The following is a 19195-nucleotide window of genomic DNA, read 5'->3' on the forward strand; positions in this document are numbered from 1 at the left end:
GCCGGGCCGCGGGCCGCCGCGGCTACCGGTGCGCGGCGGCCGGGGGCCAGTGCTCCTGGAGGGTGCGCACCGTCTCCGCGATGGCCGGACGGCGCGCCGCCCCGGTGCGCCACAGGGCGTACAACCGCCTTACCGGCAGCGGGTCGAGGGCCACCTCGACGACCCCGGGCGGCAGCGCGCCCCGGCCCAGGCGGGGCAGGAGCGCGACACCGAGACCGGCGGCGACGAGCGCGACCAGGGTCGGGTTCTCGTCCGCCTGGTGGACGATGTCCGGCTCGTGCCCCGCCGCGCGCAGCGTGCGCACCAGCCAGTCGTGGCAGACCCGGCCCGGCGGCTGGCAGATCCACCGCTCGCCGCCGAGGTCCTCCCGCCGCACGGCGGTCCGTGCCGCGAAGGGGTGCCCCTCGGGGACGAGCAGGTCGCAGGGGTCCTCGCCGATGAACGCATGGTCGACCCCCTCGGGCGCGGGCAACGGCGCGATGTCCCAGTCGTGGGCGACCGCGAGGTCCACCGCGCCCTTGGCCACCAGGTCCACCGACAGGTGCGGGTCCACCTCGGAGAGTCGCGCGTCGATCGCCGGGTGCCGGCGCGCCAGGTCGGCGAGCACGGACGGCAGCAGTCCCCGTGCGGCGGACGGGAACGCGGCCATCGTCAGCCGCCCGGCGGGCACGCCGCGCCGCTGCTCCAGGCCGGTCTCGGCATGCTCGACGATGGCCATCAACTGCTGTGCGGTGGCTGCCAGTTGGCGTGCCTCGTCGGTGAGCCGGACGCCGCGCCCCTCCCGTTCGAGCAGGACGGTCCTGGTCTCCCGTTCCAGCTTGGCGATCTGCTGGGACACGGCCGACGGCGTGTACCCGAGGGCGGTGGCCGCGGCACCGACCGTGCCGTGGACGGAGACCGCGTGCAGGGCACGCAGTCGCTGAAGGTCGAGCACGGGGCCCCCATTCATCAGTTTCGCTACATCCAACCGTGCAGTCATTGTCGCTGGTGCTTCACGGTCGTGGTCCGTGATCCTCGGAACATGAAGCCCGCGCACCTCGCCCTCGCCGTCCTCGTCGCCGCCGTCTGGGGCGTCAACTTCACCGTCATCGACATCGGCCTGGCGCACTTCCCGCCGCTGCTGTTCTCCGCGCTGAGGTTCCTGGTGGCCGCGGTGCCCGCCGTGTTCTTCGTCGGGCGGCCCAAGGTGGCGTGGAAGTGGATCGTCGCGGTGGGCCTGGTCCTCGGAGTGGCCAAGTTCGGCCTGCTGTTCATCGGCATGGACACCGGCATGCCGGCCGGCCTGTCCTCGCTGGTGCTCCAGGTCCAAGCCGTCTTCACCGCCCTGTTCGCCTTCCTGTTCCTCGGTGAACGGCCCACCCGCGTAAGGGTGTCGGGCATGGCGGTGGCACTCGCCGGGATCGGCGTGGCGGCGGTGGACGAGGGGACGTCCGGGCCGATGACGGCGTTCGTGCTCGTCGTCCTCGCGGCGGTCTGCTGGGGCGCGTCGAACGTCCTGACCCGCCGCGCGGCACCCCCCGACTCCCTCAACTTCATGGTGTGGGTCAGCACGGTCCCGGTCCTGCCGCTGCTGGGCCTGTCCCTGCTGCGGGAGGGCGCGTCGACCGACCTCGACGCGCTGCGCGGCCTGGACTGGCAGGGCGCGGGCACGGTCGCCTACGTCGCCTGGGTCACCACCGTGTTCGGCTTCGGCGCGTGGGGGTGGCTGCTGCGCCGCCACCCCGCGTCCTCGGTCGCGCCGTTCTCGCTGCTGGTCCCGGTCTTCGGGATGACGTCGGCGGCGGTGGTGCTGGGCGAGGGGGTGAGCCCGGCGCAGTGGTGCGCGGCGGCACTGCTGGTGGGCGGGGTGGCGTTGACGTCCCTGCCGTCGCCGCGGGGGTGGTGGGGCGCGCGGCGCGCGGAGCGGGAGCCGGAGAGGGCCGCCGCGGAGGGGGCCGAGGGCGCGGAGGCGGCGGGTCCGGCGCCCGGAGCCGTGCGCGTGTGACGTGGGACGCCGCGGGCGGCCGGGCGGCCCGCGGCCTCGCGCCGGACCCCCGGTATGTACTGGACCAGGATGCCGGCGACGGGCACCCTTCTGGACCATGACCGCCTCCGACCCCGCCGGCACCTCCGACCCCTCCGGTCTCCTCGCCGGTGCCCCCGACGCCGCCGGCTTCACGGCAGCCGCCCCGCGCGCCTACCTGTTCCTGCACGGCTGGCAGAACCACCGCCCCGACGGGCACTGGCAGCGCTGGGCCGGTGACCGCCTCGCCCTTCTCGGCCACCACGTCTCGTACCCGCAACTGCCCGACGCCGACGATCCCGACCTCGACGTCTGGCTCACCGAACTGGCGCGCCACCTGGCCGAGTTGCCCCGGGAGGGACACGGCGAGCACGTCGTCGTCGCGCACAGCCTGTCCGCCGTGCTGTGGCTGCACGCCGTCGCGCGCGGGGTGCCGGGGCTCGGCGTCGACCGGGTGCTCCTGGTGTCACCGCCCGCCGGGCAGGTGCTCGCCCGGTACCCGGAGGTCGCCGGGTTCGCGCCGCCGCCGCTGGACCTCGTGCTGCCGTGCCCGACCCGTCTCGCCGCCGGTGACGACGACCCGTACTGCCCCGGCAACGCCCAGACCGTGTACGGCGATCCGCTCGGCGTGCCGACGGACCTCGTCCCGGGCGGCGCGCACCTGGACCTCGACGCGGGTTACGGGGCCTGGCCCGCCCTGGTCGACTGGTGCCTGGACCCGCGGGCGCGGATCAAGGCGCGTCCGGAGTCTCCCCCCGGGTAGCCTCCGCCCGCGTGTCAGCCCGCGTGTCAGCCCGCGTGTCCGTCCCGGCCCCGGCCCGCGCCGCCCCGCCCACCAGGCGTTCCAGGTGGCGGCGTCCGGGGCCCAGCAGTTCGGGCAGCGGGGCGGCGTCCGCGTACCAGCGCCGCTCGTACTCCCAGCACAGCGTGCCGTCCCAGCCCGCGCGGACCAGCTCGCCCACGCACCCGGCGAGCGGCAGCACGCCCCCGCCGAGCGCGAGCGGGGTCGTTTCGGCGGCCGACGCGACGTCCTTGACCTGCACGTATCCCAGGTACGGGGCGAGCGCGGCGTACGACTCGGCGGGGCGTTCGCCGCCCAGCCAGGTGTGCATCACGTCCCAGAGCGCACCGGTCGCGGGATGCGCGACCCGGCCGAGGACGCGGGCGGCGGCGGCGCCGGTGCGGTGCGAGTCGTGCGTCTCCAGCAGGACGCGCACGCCGAGGGCGGCCGCGTCGTCGGCGACCGCGCCCAGTCGGCGCGCGGCTCTGACGTCGGACCGCGCGGCGCTCCGGCCCCGTTCTCCGTCCCCGCCCGGGAAGACCCGGACGAAGGGAGCCCCCATGTCGTGTGCCAGCCGCAGGAGTTCACGCACCTCGGCGAGGACGGGGGCGTCATCGCCGGGGGCCGCGACCCGCGCGTACCCCGCCACCCCGGTCACCTCGACCCCCGCCGCCGCGAACCGCCGTGCCGCGGCCGTCCGTTCGGCCGGTCCCAGACCGGGGTGCACCGGCTCCTCGGGGTGGGCGCGCAGTTCGACACCGTGGTAGCCGTGCCCGGTCGCGAGCGCGATCACGTCGGGGAGGGGGAGGCCGGGGACACCGAGGGTGGAGAACGCCAACTTCATCGCCGCCGAGCCTACTTGCCGTCCCCTGCCGTCCCCTGCGGTCTCCTGCCGTCCCCTGCCGTCCACGCCCGGCCGGCGGGACGGGCCGTATGTGTGTATTCGGCAACCGCTCCCACGTCCGGGTGACGTTCACGCGACGCCCGGGTGGCGCGGGTCATGACTTGGCCAACCCCATCCCGCCCGTTGATCTCATGTTCACCGGCAGCCCCCTGATGGCCGTCGCCGGCCCGGCGGAGAGTGAACGGCGGCCCGCTTCCGCAGGGACCGCACAGTCGCTTCCGGGCGGCAGCTCCTGGGGCGACCCCACTCGCTCAAGAAGGGTTGGACATGGCCGAGTTGACACGTCGCAGACTTCTGGGTTCGGCAGCCGGCGCGCTGGGCGGTGCCGCCGCGCTCTCCCTGCTCCCGCCGAGCGTGCAGAAGGCGGTGGCGGCCGAACCGCCCCGGCACAGTTCGCTGCGCGACATCGAGCACGTCGTCATGCTGATGCAGGAGAACAGGTCGTTCGACCACTACTTCGGGACCCTCTCCGGTGTCCGCGGCTTCGCCGACCCCAAGGCGCTCAGGCTGGACACCGGACGGTCGGTCTTCTACCAGCCCGACGCGCCGAACCCGAAGGGCTACCTGCTCCCCTTCCACCTCGACACCCGCACCTCCAGCGCCCAGGCCATCCCCTCCACCAGCCACGCCTGGTCCGTGCAGCACCAGGCGTGGAACAACGGGAAGATGGACCAGTGGCTGCCGGCCCACCGTGCCGCGGACGGCGTCAACGGGCCGTACGTGATGGGCTATTACACCCGCGAGGACATCCCGTTCCAGTTCGCGCTCGCCGAGACCTTCACCGTCTGCGACAACTACTTCTGCTCGGTCTTCGGCCCCACCTGGCCCAACCGCCTCATGTGGATGACCGGCACGATCGACCCGGGCGGCACGCGGGGCGGCCCCGTCATCAGCAACGTCGCGCCCACGCCGTACCGGTGGAAGACGTACGCCGAGCGCCTCCAGGACGCCGGGGTGAGCTGGAAGGTCTACCAGCAGGACGACGACTACGGCTGCAACATGCTGGAGCAGTTCCAGGCGTTCAAGGACGCGCAGCCCGGCTCGGACCTCTACGAGCGCGGCGTACGCCCGCAGCCGGAGGGGACGTTCGAGGACGACGCCCGCAACGACCGGCTCCCGGCGGTCTCCTGGATCATGCCGACCAGCTACCAGTCGGAGCACCCGGACTACCTGCCCGCGGCCGGGGCGGACTTCGTCGCCTCCAAGATCGAGGCGATCGCGTCCAACCCGAAGGTCTGGCGCAAGACCGCCTTCATCCTCAACTACGACGAGAACGACGGGCTGTTCGACCACGTCGCCCCGCCGACCGCGCCCGCCGGCACCCCGGACGAGTACATCGGCGGACTGCCGATCGGCGGCGGCTTCCGGGTCCCCGCGATCATCATCTCGCCCTGGACCGTGGGCGGCTGGGTGGCCTCGGAGGCGTTCGACCACACCTCGGGTCTGCAATTCCTGGAGAACTTCACCGGGGTGAAGGAGACCAACGTCAGCGACTGGCGCCGCCGGACGTTCGGCGACCTCAGCTCCGCCTTCCGTTTCTCCGACGCCCGGGTCAACGCGCCCCGGCTCCCGCACAACACGGCGGAGGAACTGGAGAAGGCCGAGGACGAGGTCGCGACCCTGCCCGCGCCGACCCTGCCGGGCGCCGACCAGAGGTTCCCCCACCAGGAACCGGGCCGCCGCCCGCACGTGTAGCCGTACTCGCCGTCGCCCCGGCCGGCCGGGCCCCCGCCACCGCGGGGGCCCGGCCGCGGGCCGTTCGCGCGGGTCGCGGCCGGGCGATGCCCTCCGCCGTCGGCCCGTCGCGGCGGGCGGGCCTCAGCCCCGGGGTGCCGCCGTGGACCCGCGCACCATCAACTCGCCGCGCACCGTGGCGATCCCGCCGGGCGGTGGCTCCTCGCGGCCCATGGCGATACGGCCCGCGCGGGCGCCCGCCTGGGCAAGGGGGAGCCGTACGGTCGTCAGGGCGGGCACCGCGTCGACACTGAACGGAAGGTCGTCGAAGCCGGCCACGGACACGTCGTCCGGGATCCGCAGCCCCGAGTCGCGCAGAGCCGCGCAGGCGCCCAGGGCGACCGTGTCGTTGGCCGCGACGATCGCCGTCAACTCCGGCTCTCTGCGCAGTAGTTCCAGGGTGGCGTCGTAGCCCGAGCGGCGGTCGTAGCGGCCGTGCACGGTCCGCTCCGGGTCCTCCGCGACTCCGGCCGCCGCCAGCGCGGCCCGGTGGCCCTCCAGCCGGTGGCGGGTCGTCGTGCGCTCGCGCGGTCCCGCGATGTATCCGAGCCTCCGGTGCCCGAGCGCGACGAGATGGTCGGTCAACTCCCGTGCGCCGCCCCGGTTGTCGAAGGCCAGCGCGACAGCGCCGGCGTCCGCCGCCGGGGGCCGGCCGCAGAGCACCACCCGGGTCCCGGCGTCCGCGAGTTTGCGCAGCTTCGCGGCCACCGCCGCGGCGTGCGGGGCGTGCTCCACCGCGCCGCCGGTGACGACGACCGCCGCCGCCCGCTGGCGTTGCAGCAGCGTCAGGTAGGTGAGTTCGCGTTCCGCGGAGCCGCCCGTGTTGCACACCACCGCGAGGCGTTCGCCCCCCGCACGGCCGCCCGCGCCGCCGATCTCGGACTGGATCGCACCGGCCATCACGCCGAAGAAGGGGTCCGCGATGTCGTTGACCAGGATGCCGACCAGGTCGGACGTCGCGGCGGCCAGTGAACTCGCGGGCCCGTTCAGCACGTAGTCCAGGTCGGCGACCGCGCGCAGCACCCGTTCGCGGGTGGAGGCGGCGACGGGGTAGTTGCCGTTCAGCACGCGCGACACCGTCGCGGGGGAGACCTGCGCGCGGGCCGCAACGTCCGCCAGGGTCACCGTCATCTCGTCGTCCTCCGGTCACACGTCACGCGTCTCGCGTCCCGCCCGTGCGCCGGCCGCGTGGCCGCACGGTCCGAGCCGTTCGAGGCGACCTTACGGTGCCCGGACCTCCCCGTTCGACCGGACCTGCCGATCCGCCCCCGGGGCCGCGCGGGGCCGCGCCGCGAACTGCCGGGCAGCCGCGGGCGACCTCACGGAACGGCCACCGGCGGGACCGTTGCGACCGGCCCCCGGGGACCGCTCCGGCGGGCCTCCGGAGCGCCGCTCCGGGCAAGGGCGCCCCACGACGGCTGCCCACGACGGCTGCCCACGCCGCCTGCGGCCGCCCGTGCCCCGCGCTCGCGCCCCGCGCCCGTGCCCCGCGCTCACGCCGCGCCCCGCCCGCCCGCGCCGCCGCCCGGCCCCCCGCCGCACCCCCGGGTGCCTTCGGACCGCGGCCCCGCCGCCACCACGCACCCTTGTCCGCAGCGCCGTGCAGCGGATAGCTTCTCCTTGGATAGAAAGCGCTTGCTGCGACGCTCACCAGTCGGTGCGGGAAGGGCGGCGGACGCGGAACCCGCGACGGGCCGCACGGCGGAAACGGCGCTCGGGGCGCGGGAGTTCACGGTCCCGGGCCGCGAACCCCGGCCGGCGGACCCGGGCCCCCGTCCCCGGTCCGCCCGGCCGGGCGAGAGCGGCGTCCCACGGCCGACGAAGGGAACCACGTGACACGCAAGACGGTGCGGATCGCCATGAACGGCGTGACCGGGCGCATGGGCTACCGCCAGCACCTGGTCCGCTCCCTGCTCGCCCTGCGGGAACAGGGCGGGCTCGACCTGGGCGACGGCACCGTGCTGTGGCCCGAGCCCGTCCTGGTGGGCCGCCGCGAGCACGTGCTGCGCGCGCTCGCCGAGCGGCACGGCCTCGCCCACTGGTCCACGGACCTCGACGCGGTGCTCGCGGACGACAGCGTCGAGATCTATTTCGACGCCCAGGTCACCTCCGCCCGCGAGGAGGCGATCCGCAGGGCCGTCGCCGCCGGCAAGCACGTCTACACGGAGAAGCCGACCGCCACCGGCTTCGAGGGCGCCCTCGAACTGGCCCGCCTCGCCCACGCCGCCGGGATCCGGCACGGCGTCGTGCAGGACAAGCTCTTCCTGCCGGGCCTGCGCAAGCTGAAACGGCTCGTGGACGGCGGCTTCTTCGGCCGGATCCTGTCCGTGCGCGGCGAGTTCGGCTACTGGGTCTTCGAGGGCGACTGGCAGGACGCCCAGCGCCCGTCGTGGAACTACCGCGCGGAGGACGGCGGCGGCATCGTCGTCGACATGTTCCCGCACTGGGAGTACGTCCTGCACGAGCTGTTCGGCCGGGTGACCTCCGTGCAGGCCCTCACCGCGACGCACGTCCCGCAGCGCTGGGACGAGAACGGCAAGCCGTACGACGCGACGGCCGACGACGCGGCGTACGGGATCTTCGAGATCGAGGGCGGCGCGGTCGCCCAGATCAACTCGTCCTGGACGGTGCGCGTCCACCGCGACGAACTCGTGGAGTTCCAGGTGGACGGCACCGAGGGCTCCGCCGTCGCGGGGCTGCGCGAGTGCCGGGTGCAGCACCGCTCGGCCACCCCCAAACCGGTCTGGGACCCCGACGTCCCCGCCACCGAGGTCTTCCGCGACCAGTGGCAAGTGGTCCCGGACAACGGGGAGTTCGACAACGGCTTCAAGGCCCAATGGGAACTCTTCCTGCGCCACGTCTACGCCGACGCCCCCTACCACTGGGACCTGCTCGCCGGGGCCCGCGGCGTCCAACTCGCCGAACTGGGGCTGAGGTCGTCGGCCGAGGGCCGTCGCGTCGAGGTTCCGGAGATCGCGCTGTGACCCTCCGACTCCCGGACGCGGCAGGCGGGTTGCGCCGCTACGAGCCGCGCGCCGAACCCTTCGTCCCGCACGCCCCCGGCACCCCGCTCGTGTCCCGCACGGTCTACGCCGCCGCCCACGTCGTCGCCGACCCGCTCGCGGACGCCGGTCCCGGCGCACCCGCCGCCGTCGACTGGGACGCCACCCTCGCCTTCCGCCGCCACCTGTGGTCGCACGGGCTCGGCGTCGCCGAGGCCATGGACACCGCCCAGCGCGGCATGGGCCTGGACTGGCCGGCCGCCGCCGAACTGATCCGCCGCTCCGCCGCCGAGGCGCGGTCCGCGGGCGGACGCGTCGCCTGCGGCGTGGGCACCGACCAGCTCCCCGACGCCGCGTCCCCGGAGGGCGCCGCCCTCACGGTGGCCGACGTACGCCACGCGTACGAGGAGCAGCTCGCCCTCGTGGAGGAGTCGGGCGCCCGCGCGGTGCTGATGGCCTCCCGCGCGCTCGCCGCGACCGCCCAGAGCCCCGACGACTACCTGGAGACGTACGCGCACCTGCTGCGGCAGGCCGCCGAGCCGGTGGTCCTGCACTGGCTCGGCCCCATGTTCGACCCGGCCCTCGACGGCTACTGGGGCTCGGCGGACCTGGACACGGCCACACGGACGTTCCTCGACGTCGTCGCGGCCCACCCCGACAAGGTGGACGGCGTCAAGATCTCCCTGCTGGACGCCGCGCGCGAGGTGGACCTGCGCCGGCGGCTGCCGCGCGGGGTGCGCTGCTACACCGGTGACGACTTCCACTACCCCGACCTGATGGCGGGCGACGAACACGGCTTCAGCCACGCCCTGTTGGGCGTCCTGGACCCGTTGGGGCCGCTGGCGGCGGAGGCCGTGCGGGTCCTGGACACCGGGGACGTCACCGGCTTCCGCGCGCTGCTCGACCCGACCGTGCCGCTCGCCCGGCACCTCTTCGGGGCCCCCACCCGCTTCTACAAGACCGGGGTGGTCCTGCTGGCCTGGCTCGCGGGCCACCAGTCCCACTTCACGATGGTCGGCGGCCTCCAGTCGGCCCGCTCGCTGCCGCACCTCGCCCGCGCCTACGAACTCGCCGACGGAATCGGCCTGTTCCCCGACCCGAAGCTCGCGGAGGACCGCATGAGGACCCTCCTGGCCCTGTACGGGGTGACCGGTGAGTGAGCTGACGAAGGAGGCGGCGGCCGCGGCCCGGAACAGGGGTCCGGACCGCTTCAGCATCAACCAGATGACCGTCAGGCAGCTCTCGCTCGACGAACTGGCCTCGTGCTGCGCGGAGTCGGGGATCCGGTCGGTCGGCCTGTGGCGCGAGCCGGTCCAGGAGTACGGCGTCGGGGCAGCCGCCGAACTGATGCGCCGGGCGGGGCTCGGCGTCAGCACGCTGTGCCGGGGCGGCTTCCTGACCGCCGTGGAGCCCGCCGAACGCGCCCGCGCCCTCGACGACAACCGGCGCGCGGTCGACGAGGCGGCGGCCCTCGGCACCGACACCCTCGTGCTGGTCTCGGGCGGCCTGCCCGCCGGCTCCCGCGACCTGCGCGGCGCCCGCGAGCGCGTGGCGGAGGCACTGGCCGAACTGGCCCCCTACGCGGGGCGGTCGGGCGTCCGCCTGGCCATCGAGCCGCTGCACCCCATGTTCGCCTCCGACCGCTGCGTGGTCTCCACCCTCGCGCAGGCCCTCGACCTCGCCGAACGCTTCCCGGCCGACCAGGTCGGGATCACCGTGGACACGTACCACGTGTGGTGGGACGACACCGCGCCCGCCCAGATCGCCCGCGCGGGTGCGGGCGGACGCCTGTGCGTGTTCCAACTCGCGGACTGGGCGACCCCGTTGCCGGAAGGCGTCCTCAACGGGCGTGCCCAGCTCGGCGACGGTGTGATCGACATGCGGGAGTGGTGGTCCCTGGTGGACGCGGCCGGGTACACCGGGCCGGTCGAGGTCGAGCTGTTCAACGAGGAGTTGTGGGCGCGGGACGGCCGCGCCCTCCTCGCGGAGACGGCGTCCCGCTTCCGCACCCACGCGTCCGGCTGACGCGGGGGCCCGCCACCGGGGTCGCGGAAGACCGCGGAAAAAAATTCCGGACGCCGTGCAACCCTTCCGGCACCCAGCGTGTCGTACATGGCATCAAGGCTTCCGGGTGGGGGATCCGGGGGGATTCGGGGGAGCCCGGGGCCTTGTGGGGGAGGGAACCCGAAAGGGAAAGCCCGAGGGGGCCCGGTCCGCGGACCGGGCCCCCTTTTCCGTGCCCGCCGCCCCCTGGGGCGTTCGAGGACGCCGGGGCCGCCCCGGCCGTCCCCGGCCCGCCGCCCGTGATGTCCGACCCCGGCGGTAGCGTCGGGTCATGTCCAGTCAGACCCGGGGCGCGAGCGGCGCGGAGACGGGGGAGCGGCGGCTCGCCGTTCTCGAAGGCGTCCTCGAACGGATCACGTACGCCAACGAGGAGAACGGCTACACGGTCGCCCGCGTCGACACCGGCCGCGGCGCCGGCGACCTGCTCACCGTCGTCGGCGCGCTGCTCGGCGCGCAGGTCGGCGAGTCGCTGCGGATGGAGGGCCGTTGGGGCTCCCACCAGCAGTACGGCAAGCAGTTCCTCGTCGAGAACTACACGACCGTGCTGCCCGCCACCGTGCAGGGCATCCGCCGCTACCTCGGCTCGGGTCTGGTCAAGGGCATCGGCCCGGTCTTCGCGGACCGCATCACCCAGCACTTCGGCACGGACACCCTGCGGATCATCGAGGAGGAGCCGAAGCGGCTCGTCGAGGTGCCCGGCCTCGGCCCCAAGCGCACCCGGAAGATCGCGGACGCCTGGGAGGAGCAGAAGGCGATCAAGGAGGTCATGCTCTTCCTCCAGACCGTCGAGGTCTCGACGTCGATCGCCGTGCGCATCTACAAGAAGTACGGCGACGCCTCGATCTCCGTGGTGAAGAACCAGCCCTACCGGCTCGCCTCCGACGTCTGGGGCATCGGCTTCCTGACCGCCGACAAGATCGCGCAGTCCGTCGGCATCCCGCACGACAGCCCGGAACGGGTCAAGGCGGGCCTCCAGTACGCCCTTTCGCAGTCCGCCGACCAGGGCCACTGCTACCTCCCCGAGGAGCGGCTCATCGCGGACGCGGTGAAACTCCTCCAGGTGGACACCGGCCTCGTCATCGAGTGCCTCGCCGAACTCGCGGCGCCCGCGGAGGAGGGCGAGGACCCCGGCGTCGTGCGCGAGAAGGTCCCCGGCCCGGACGGCGGCCCGCCCGTCACCGCCGTGTACCTGGTGCCGTTCCACCGGGCCGAACAGGCCCTGGCCGGCCGCGTCGGCAGGCTGCTGCGGGCCGAGGAGGACCGGATGCCCTGGTTCCGGGACGTGGACTGGGACAGGGCCCTCGGCTGGCTCAGGACCCGCACCGGCACCGAACTGGCGCCCGAGCAGGAGGCGGCCGTGAAGCTCGCCCTCACCGAGAAGGTCGCCGTGCTGACCGGCGGCCCCGGCTGCGGCAAGTCGTTCACGGTCCGCTCGGTCGTCGAACTGGCCCGCGCCCGCAAGGCGAAGGTGGTCCTCGCCGCGCCCACCGGCCGCGCCGCCAAGCGCCTCGCCGAGCTGACCGGCGCCGAAGCGTCCACCGTGCACCGGCTGTTGGAGCTGAGGCCCGGCGGCGACGCCGCCTACGACCACGAACGCCCGCTGGACGCCGACCTGTTGGTGGTCGACGAGGCGTCCATGCTCGACCTGCTGCTGGCCAACAAGCTCGTCAAGGCCGTACCGCCCGGCGCGCACCTGCTGTTCGTCGGCGACGTCGACCAACTCCCCAGCGTGGGCGCCGGGGAGGTGCTGCGCGACCTGCTGGCCGAGGGCGGCCCCGTCCCCGCGGTCCGGCTGACCCGGGTCTTCCGGCAGGCGCAGCAGTCGGGCGTGGTCACCAACGCGCACCGCATCAACTCCGGCCGCCCGCCGGTCACCGAGGGCATGAAGGACTTCTTCCTGTTCGTCGAGGACGACACCGAGGAGGCCGGCCGGCTCACGGTGGACGTGGCGGCACGGCGGATTCCGGCGAAGTTCGGGCTCGACCCACGCCGGGACGTCCAGGTGCTCGCGCCCATGCACCGCGGCCCGGCCGGTGCGGGCGCCCTCAACGGGCTGCTCCAGCAGGCGATCACGCCGGGCCGCCCCGACCTCGCGGAGAAGCGGTTCGGCGGCCGGGTCTTCCGCGTCGGCGACAAGGTGACCCAGATCCGCAACAACTACGAGAAGGGCGCCAACGGCGTCTTCAACGGCACCGTCGGCGTCGTGACGTCACTCGACCCGGTGGACCAGCGCCTCACGGTGCTGACGGACGAGGACGAGGAAATTCCGTACGAATTCGACGAACTGGACGAACTGGCGCACGCCTACGCGGTGACCATCCACCGCTCGCAGGGCAGCGAGTACCCGGCGGTCGTGATCCCGGTGACCACGAGCGCGTGGACGATGCTCCAGCGCAACCTCCTGTACACGGCGGTCACCCGCGCGAAGCGCCTCGTCGTTCTCGTGGGGTCGCGCAGGGCGATCGGGCAGGCGGTGCGCACGGTCTCGGCGGGCCGCCGGTGTACGGCCCTCGACTTCCGGCTGGCTCCCGGTCCGCTCAACGTAATAAATGATCGATCAAACGAGTCGTAAAGGTCACACAGCACTTCCTGTCGCCGGGATAAGGGGGCAGGATGAGCAGGTTGGCGGCACTCAGTGCCGCCGATAGGCCCAATGGTCGACCCCGAGTGCACTCTCCTGAGCCAAACGGGGGATGGTAGAGACAGTCAGGGCAACCTCGAAGATGAGGCACAACGTCGGTGAGGGAAGACGTGAGCGACAACTCTGTAGTACTGCGGTACGGCAATGACGAGTACACCTACCCGGTGATCGACAGTACCGTCGGCGACAAGGGCTTCGACATCGGGAAGCTCCGCGCCCAGACCGGTCTGGTGACCCTGGACAGCGGCTACGGCAACACCGCCGCCTACAAATCCGGGATCACCTACCTCGACGGCGAGGAGGGCATCCTCCGGTACCGGGGCTACCCGATCGAGCAGCTGGCCGAGCGCTCCACCTTCCTGGAGGTGGCCTACCTGCTGATCAACGGTGAGCTGCCGAGCGTCGACGAGCTCACCACCTTCCAGAACGAGATCACGCAGCACACCCTGCTGCACGAGGACGTCAAGAACTTCTACCGGGGCTTCCCGCGCGACGCGCACCCCATGGCGATGCTCTCGTCCGTCGTCTCGGCGCTGTCCACCTTCTACCAGGACAGCCACAACCCGTTCGACGAGAAGCAGCGCAACCTCTCGACGATCCGGCTGCTCGCCAAGCTCCCGACGATCGCCGCGTACGCGTACAAGAAGTCGATCGGCCACCCGTTCGTCTACCCGCGCAACGACCTCGGCTACGTCGAGAACTTCCTGCGCATGACGTTCTCGGTGCCGGCCCAGGAGTACGACCTCGACCCGGTCGTCGTCTCGGCGCTGGACAAGCTCCTCATCCTGCACGCCGACCACGAGCAGAACTGTTCGACCTCGACGGTCCGCCTCGTCGGCTCCTCGCAGGCCAACATGTTCGCCTCCATCTCCGCCGGCATCAACGCGCTCTGGGGTCCGCTGCACGGCGGCGCCAACGCGTCGGTCCTGGAGATGCTGGAGGGCATCCGGGACGCGGGCGGCGACGTCGACACCTTCATCCGCAAGGTGAAGAACAAGGAGGACGGCGTACGCCTGATGGGCTTCGGCCACCGGGTCTACAAGAACTTCGACCCGCGCGCCCAGATCATCAAGGCCGCCGCGCACGACGTGCTCTCCGCGCTGGGCAAGGAGGACGAGCTCCTCGACATCGCCCTCAAGCTGGAGGAGCACGCGCTCTCCGACGACTACTTCGTCGAGCGCAAGCTGTACCCGAACGTCGACTTCTACACGGGTCTGATCTACCGGGCCATGGGCTTCCCGACCGAGATGTTCACGGTCCTGTTCGCCATGGGCCGGCTGCCGGGCTGGATCGCCCAGTGGCACGAGATGATCAAGGAGCCGGGCTCCCGCATCGGCCGTCCGCGCCAGATCTACACGGGCGTCGTCGAGCGCGACTTCGTCCCGGTCGAGGAGCGCTGACCCGACCGGTCGTGACGGAGCCGGTGTCCCTGGGCGTACCGCCCGGGACACCGGCTCTTTCGCGTTCCGGGAGCGGCGGTGCGCACGGGCAGGGGAGGAGGGGAAGGGGGAGGCGCGGGGGCCGTCGGGGCAAAGAAGAAGGCGCCCCGGTGCGTCAGTCCCCCCACGGGCCGACGACCAGGGCGCCTTCCCATGCCCCGGTGCGGATTCCCCCCACGGGATCCGGCCCGGGCGCTTTGTGAGGACAGCGCCTGAATTCGCTGTGTACGGGGCGGCGACGAGCGCCGCCCCGCTGGTGCTGACGCGGGACCGGGCAGGACCCGTGGTCCTGCCGCCGTCCCGCGGCCGTGCTCAACCGTGAGCCGAGGATCCGTTGACGCTGCGGTGCGGTCTGCCGGGACCCGTACGACCGGGAGGGCCGCTCAAAGCTTCCCGCTGTACGTGTCCCGGCAACGCATCCTTCGGAGCCGTCCCCCAAGACAACCCCGAATGCCGGTCGGCGCCCCCCAAGACGCTTTCCGACACTGTCAACTTAGACCCTCGAACTCCTTCGATGGTTACGTTCACATCACTGTGATCTGCGTCTCTTGCATTTGTCCCCAAGATGCGGAAGAGCCCCGATACGGCAACCGGGACCCAGGCGTGAGGATGATGCGCGAGCCGTGTGAAGAGCTTATGTGAGGCAGCCCCGGGACTCCAGGGGTGCATCCCTCTCGACTTCGGCAAACTCCGGGATACGTTCGGTAATTTCGGCTCTCGCCACCGCACGGGCCCCGGTACGGGCGCCCGGACCCGCACCCGTGCTCAGCGGAAGCGGCGCAGCCGCAGGCTGTTGGTGACGACGAACACGGACGAGAAGGCCATCGCCGCCCCCGCGATCATCGGGTTCAGCAGCCCGGCGGCCGCCAGCGGCAGGGCCGCGACGTTGTAGCCGAACGCCCAGGCGAGGTTGCCCCGGATGGTGCGGAGCGTGGCGCGGGACAGCCGGATCGCGTCCGCCGCCACCCGCAGGTCGCCGCGCACCAGGGTCAGGTCGCCGGCCTCGATCGCCGCGTCCGTCCCCGTGCCCATCGCCAGGCCCAGGTCGGCGACCGCGAGGGCCGCGGCGTCGTTGACCCCGTCGCCCACCATGGCGACGGTGCGGCCCTCCGCCTGGAGGCTCCGCACGACGGCGACCTTCTCCTCGGGCAGCACCTCGGCCACCACCCGGTCGATGCCGACGGCGCGCGCGACGGCGTCGGCCACGGTCCGGTTGTCGCCGGTCAGCAGGACCGGGGTGAGACCGAGCGCGCGCAGGTCGCGCACCGCCTCGGCGCTGGTGTCGCGGACCGCGTCGGCGACGGTGACGACACCCCGTGCCACCCCGTCCCAGCCGGCCAGCACGGCGGTCAGGCCCCGGCTCTCGGCGTCCTCGCGGGCGCGGGCCACGGCGGGCGGCACGTCCTCGAAGAGGCGGCCCACGGCCACCTCGCGGCCCTCCACGCGCCCGCGCACCCCGCGTCCGGGGACGTTCTCGAAGTGCTCGGCCGGGGGCAGCGCCCCCACCCGCTCCTCGGCCCCGGCGGCCACCGCGCGCGCCACCGGGTGCTCGGAGGCGTGCTCCAGGGCGCCCGCCAGCCGCAGCAGCTCCCGCTCGTCGGTGCCCTCGCCCGCGTACACGTCCCGCAGCACGGTCCGGCCGGTGGTGACGGTGCCGGTCTTGTCGAGGACGACGGTGTCGACGCGGCGCGTGGACTCCAGGACCTCGGGGCCCTTGATCAGGATGCCGAGCTGGGCGCCGCGCCCGGTGCCGACCATCAGGGCGGTCGGTGTGGCCAGGCCCAGCGCGCACGGGCAGGCGATGATCAGGACCGCGACGGCCGCGGTGAACGCGGCGGCGGTGTCGCCCGTGACCGCGAGCCACCCGGCGAAGGTGCCGAGCGCGATCACCAGCACCACCGGGACGAAGATCCCGGAGACCCGGTCGGCGAGCCGCTGCACGGCCGCCTTGCCGTTCTGCGCGTCCTCCACCAGGCGTGCCATCCGGGCGAGTTGCGTGTCCGCCCCGACCCGGGTGGCCTCGACGACGAGCCGCCCGCCCGCGTTCACCGTCGCACCGGTCACGGTCGAGCCGACGCCCACGTCGACCGGCACGGACTCGCCGGTCAGCATGGCCGCGTCGACCGCCGAGGCGCCCTCGACGACCGTGCCGTCGGTCGCGATCTTCTCGCCGGGCCGCACCACGAACCGGTCGCCGGTCACGAGCGCGGAGACCGGCACGCGGACCTCACGTCCGTCGCGCAGTACGGCGACGTCCTTGGCGCCCAGTTCCAGCAGGGCGCGCAGGGCCGCCCCGGCCCGCCGCTTGGAGCGGGCCTCCAGCCAGCGGCCGAGGAGGATCAGGGCGACGACGCCGGCCGCGACCTCCAGGTAGATCGTCGAGGCGCCGTCGGTGCGCGAGACGGTGAACTCGAAGCCGTGCCGCATGCCGGGCATGCCCGCGTCGCCGAGGAACAGCGCCCACAGCGACCAGCCGAACGCGGCGAGCGTGCCGACCGAGACCAGGGTGTCCATGGTGGCCGCGCCGTGCCGCGCGTTCGTCCAGGCCGCCCGGTGGAAGGGCAGGCCGCCCCAGACCACGACGGGCGCGGCGAGGGTCAGCGAGAGCCACTGCCAGTTGTCGAACTGGAGGGCGGGCACCATGGCCAGCAGCACCACGGGCGCGGCGAGGAGGGCGGAGACGGTGAGCCGGACGCGCAGCGCGGCGGACTCGGGGTCCTCGGGCTCGCGCGCGGTGCCGGCGTGGTCGTCCTCGGCGGGGGCGGGCTCCGGCGGCGCCGGTTCCTCGGCGGTGTACCCGGTCCGCACGACGGTGGCGATCAGCTCGGCCACCGGCAGGTCCGCGGGGTGGACGATCCGTGCCTTCTCGGTCGCGTAGTTCACGGTGGCCGTCACGCCGTCCATGCGGTTGAGCTTCTTCTCCACGCGGGCGGCACAGGAGGCGCACGTCATCCCGCCGATGAGCAGCTCGGCCCGCGCGAGCCCGCCGCCGGCGTCCCCGGAAGCACCGGTGGCGGCGGGGATGCCGGCGGGCGGTGCCGACGGGCCGTGTGCCGTGCCGCCGGTGGCGGCTGCTGTGCTGGGCATGTCCGGGCTCCAGACGCGGAGCGGGCCGTACGGCCGCCGACGGCGAGCGGTACGGCCCGGAGGGATGAACGGGTGCGGGGGACGGGAGGAGGTCAGACCCCGGCGGCGAGCTCGAAGCCGGCCTCGTCGACGGCGGCCCGCACGGCCTCCTCGTCGAGCGGGGCGGCCGAGACGACGGTGACCTCGCCGGTGGAGGCGACGGCCTTGACCGAGCTGACGCCGGGCAGCGCGGAGAGCTCGCCGGAGACGGCGCCCTCGCAGTGCCCGCAGCTCATCCCGGTCACCCGGTAGACGGTGGTGACGGAGCCGGCGGTGTCGGTCTGGGCGGTCATGTCGTTACTCCTCGTCGGGGCGCATGGGGCTGACGATGAAAAGGCTATACCCCTAGGGGGTATTTCTCCAAGAAGGGTCCCGCCGCGTCAGCGAACGCACCCAGGCGATCCCGATCAGCGACACGAACACCAGCCCCGCAATCGACAGCACCGTGAACAGGTGCTCCTGCTCGGTGGTCGGCCGGGTCAGGTACCCCTGCGCGAACAGCTCCTGGTCGAACGGCACGCTGGTCAGCCGCGCCACCAGCCAGACCGCGATGCCGTGCGTCGAGTCCCACAGCGCGTGCAGCAGGGAGACGCCCACGTACGTCGCGACGACCGGGCCGGTGATGTGGAAGCGGCCACCGGGCCTGCGCGCGGCGAACAGCACACCGCCGGCGATCGCCGTCCACAGTCCGTGCCCGAAGGGGGCGAGTACCCCGCGCAGGATCTCCGTCTCCAGCAGCGCCCGCAGATCGAAGCCCTCGGTGGACACCGCCGCGTTGAACGCGTACCCCGCGCTCTCCAGTGCCGCGAAGCCGAAGCCGACCGCCGCGCCGAGCACCACGCCCGCCCGTACCCCGCGGACCAGGGTGCGGCGGCGTGTGACCAGCATCAGCGCGCCCAGCTTCACCGCCTCCTCGATCAGCCCGACCCCGACGAACATCCACGCCGAGGGGTGCAGCAGATACGTCTCCATCAGCGAGGCGCCGAGGATGCCCAGCGTGCCGCCGGTCAGGAAGCAGCCGAGCAGCAGGTCGACACCGAGGTCGCGCCCGTGCCGCTCGTACGCCCACAGGACGAAGGTGACCGGGATCAGGAAGCTGCCGAGCAGGATCAGCGTCGGCAGCAGCGTGGTGTTCTGCGTCGCGTAGGTGACCACCGCGGTCAGCGCCCACAGGGCGGTCCCGCCCCACAGGCAGTGCCGCCACAGTCCGGCCCTGATCCGCGGGTACGGGGGCGGGGGCTGCTGCGGGTGGGGGATCCGGGCTCGGGGCGCGCCGGGTGGCGGAGGGTGGGTCACGGAAAAGTCCCCTCTGGCTCCTGCTGACTCCTGGTGGACGGATTTGTCCGCACTTTATGGCAGATGTGCGGTGTGCCGTCCGGTGCCGGAGGCGCGCCCGGTACCCGCCGGGGCCGGAAACGCGCGCCGTACACGCGCGTTGTCGCGGCCGCGCCGCGGGGCGCGGGTACGCGCACGGGCGGACGCCGGGTACCGCCGGACGGGTG

The 19195-nt window shown here is 73.4% G+C and carries 14 protein-coding genes; 8 read left to right on the top strand and 6 right to left on the bottom strand.

Features of this window, described 5'->3' with window-relative positions; all coding sequences use genetic code 11:
- Nucleotides 1-22: 22 nt before the first annotated feature.
- The gene (locus tag ACFZA0_RS01275) at nucleotides 23-934 is read right to left on the bottom strand and encodes a LysR substrate-binding domain-containing protein (protein ID WP_391009322.1); all 912 of its coding nucleotides are present in this window, start codon (nucleotides 932-934) and stop codon (nucleotides 23-25) included.
- An 87-nt stretch (nucleotides 935-1021) separates the two neighbouring features.
- On the opposite strand from ACFZA0_RS01275, the gene ACFZA0_RS01280 reads away from it, so the two are divergent.
- Both ACFZA0_RS01280 and ACFZA0_RS01285 read left to right on the top strand, forming a co-directional pair.
- Complete coding sequence (locus ACFZA0_RS01280; RefSeq protein WP_391009325.1) at nucleotides 1022-1984, top strand: EamA family transporter; 963 nt, start codon at nucleotides 1022-1024, stop codon at nucleotides 1982-1984.
- Between the two features lie 97 nt (nucleotides 1985-2081).
- On the top strand, nucleotides 2082-2765 hold the full coding sequence (locus ACFZA0_RS01285) for an alpha/beta hydrolase (protein WP_391009328.1): 684 nt from the start codon (nucleotides 2082-2084) through the stop codon (nucleotides 2763-2765).
- Here the strand turns inward: ACFZA0_RS01285 and ACFZA0_RS01290 are convergent.
- A complete protein-coding gene (locus ACFZA0_RS01290; protein WP_391009331.1) occupies nucleotides 2734-3627 on the bottom strand; it encodes a TIM barrel protein in 894 nt (297 codons plus the stop codon). The genes ACFZA0_RS01285 and ACFZA0_RS01290 overlap by 32 nt on opposite strands.
- A gap of 327 nt (nucleotides 3628-3954) precedes the next feature.
- On the opposite strand from ACFZA0_RS01290, the gene ACFZA0_RS01295 reads away from it, so the two are divergent.
- Nucleotides 3955-5382, top strand: coding sequence for an alkaline phosphatase family protein (locus ACFZA0_RS01295; protein WP_391009334.1), 1428 nt, complete (start codon nucleotides 3955-3957; stop codon nucleotides 5380-5382).
- Between the two features lie 123 nt (nucleotides 5383-5505).
- Here ACFZA0_RS01295 and ACFZA0_RS01300 read toward each other — a convergent pair whose 3' ends face one another.
- Nucleotides 5506-6552: a substrate-binding domain-containing protein gene (locus ACFZA0_RS01300; protein ID WP_391009337.1), complete on the bottom strand. Its 1047-nt coding sequence runs from the start codon at nucleotides 6550-6552 to the stop codon at nucleotides 5506-5508.
- A 701-nt stretch (nucleotides 6553-7253) separates the two neighbouring features.
- On the opposite strand from ACFZA0_RS01300, the gene ACFZA0_RS01305 reads away from it, so the two are divergent.
- From ACFZA0_RS01305 to ACFZA0_RS01325, 5 genes are all read left to right on the top strand, one after another.
- Nucleotides 7254-8405 (top strand): Gfo/Idh/MocA family oxidoreductase, encoded by a 1152-nt coding sequence (locus tag ACFZA0_RS01305; protein WP_391009339.1) that lies wholly within the window; start codon nucleotides 7254-7256, stop codon nucleotides 8403-8405.
- The gene (locus ACFZA0_RS01310) at nucleotides 8402-9583 is read left to right on the top strand and encodes a DUF993 family protein (RefSeq protein ID WP_391009342.1); all 1182 of its coding nucleotides are present in this window, start codon (nucleotides 8402-8404) and stop codon (nucleotides 9581-9583) included. Before ACFZA0_RS01305 ends, ACFZA0_RS01310 begins: the two co-directional genes overlap by 4 nt.
- A 64-nt stretch (nucleotides 9584-9647) precedes the next feature.
- Nucleotides 9648-10448 (top strand): TIM barrel protein, encoded by an 801-nt coding sequence (locus tag ACFZA0_RS01315; RefSeq protein WP_391011757.1) that lies wholly within the window; start codon nucleotides 9648-9650, stop codon nucleotides 10446-10448.
- 310 nt (nucleotides 10449-10758) lie between these two features.
- Nucleotides 10759-13059, top strand: coding sequence for an ATP-dependent RecD-like DNA helicase (locus tag ACFZA0_RS01320; protein WP_391009345.1), 2301 nt, complete (start codon nucleotides 10759-10761; stop codon nucleotides 13057-13059).
- 179 nt (nucleotides 13060-13238) lie between these two features.
- Nucleotides 13239-14528, top strand: coding sequence for a citrate synthase (locus ACFZA0_RS01325; protein WP_391009347.1), 1290 nt, complete (start codon nucleotides 13239-13241; stop codon nucleotides 14526-14528).
- Between the two features lie 804 nt (nucleotides 14529-15332).
- On the opposite strand, the gene ACFZA0_RS01330 is transcribed toward ACFZA0_RS01325, so the two are convergent.
- From ACFZA0_RS01330 to ACFZA0_RS01340, 3 genes are all read right to left on the bottom strand, one after another.
- A complete protein-coding gene (locus tag ACFZA0_RS01330) occupies nucleotides 15333-17654 on the bottom strand; it encodes a heavy metal translocating P-type ATPase (RefSeq protein WP_391009350.1) in 2322 nt (773 codons plus the stop codon).
- A 92-nt stretch (nucleotides 17655-17746) separates the two neighbouring features.
- A complete protein-coding gene (locus tag ACFZA0_RS01335) occupies nucleotides 17747-17986 on the bottom strand; it encodes a cation transporter (protein WP_391009353.1) in 240 nt (79 codons plus the stop codon).
- A 52-nt stretch (nucleotides 17987-18038) separates the two neighbouring features.
- Nucleotides 18039-18989, bottom strand: coding sequence for a PrsW family glutamic-type intramembrane protease (locus ACFZA0_RS01340; RefSeq protein WP_391009355.1), 951 nt, complete (start codon nucleotides 18987-18989; stop codon nucleotides 18039-18041).
- Between the last annotated feature and the right edge of the window lie 206 nt (nucleotides 18990-19195).

Origin of the sequence: Streptomyces sp. NPDC008150, from assembly GCF_042956945.1 — a bacterium.
Lineage (GTDB): Bacteria > Actinomycetota > Actinomycetes > Streptomycetales > Streptomycetaceae > Streptomyces.

Bases quoted from the DNA above. Each gene is read 5' to 3' on its own strand.
- ACFZA0_RS01285 (WP_391009328.1), top strand. From the start codon at position 2,082: ATGACCGCCTCCGACCCCGCCGGCACCTCCGACCCCTCCGGTCTCCTC.
- ACFZA0_RS01335 (WP_391009353.1), bottom strand. From the start codon at position 17,986: ATGACCGCCCAGACCGACACCGCCGGCTCCGTCACCACCGTCTACCGG.
- ACFZA0_RS01300 (WP_391009337.1), bottom strand. From the start codon at position 6,552: ATGACGGTGACCCTGGCGGACGTTGCGGCCCGCGCGCAGGTCTCCCCC.
- ACFZA0_RS01280 (WP_391009325.1), top strand. From the start codon at position 1,022: ATGAAGCCCGCGCACCTCGCCCTCGCCGTCCTCGTCGCCGCCGTCTGG.
- ACFZA0_RS01295 (WP_391009334.1), top strand. From the start codon at position 3,955: ATGGCCGAGTTGACACGTCGCAGACTTCTGGGTTCGGCAGCCGGCGCG.
- ACFZA0_RS01315 (WP_391011757.1), top strand. From the start codon at position 9,648: ATGACCGTCAGGCAGCTCTCGCTCGACGAACTGGCCTCGTGCTGCGCG.
- ACFZA0_RS01320 (WP_391009345.1), top strand. From the start codon at position 10,759: ATGTCCAGTCAGACCCGGGGCGCGAGCGGCGCGGAGACGGGGGAGCGG.
- ACFZA0_RS01330 (WP_391009350.1), bottom strand. From the start codon at position 17,654: ATGCCCAGCACAGCAGCCGCCACCGGCGGCACGGCACACGGCCCGTCG.
- ACFZA0_RS01290 (WP_391009331.1), bottom strand. From the start codon at position 3,627: ATGAAGTTGGCGTTCTCCACCCTCGGTGTCCCCGGCCTCCCCCTCCCC.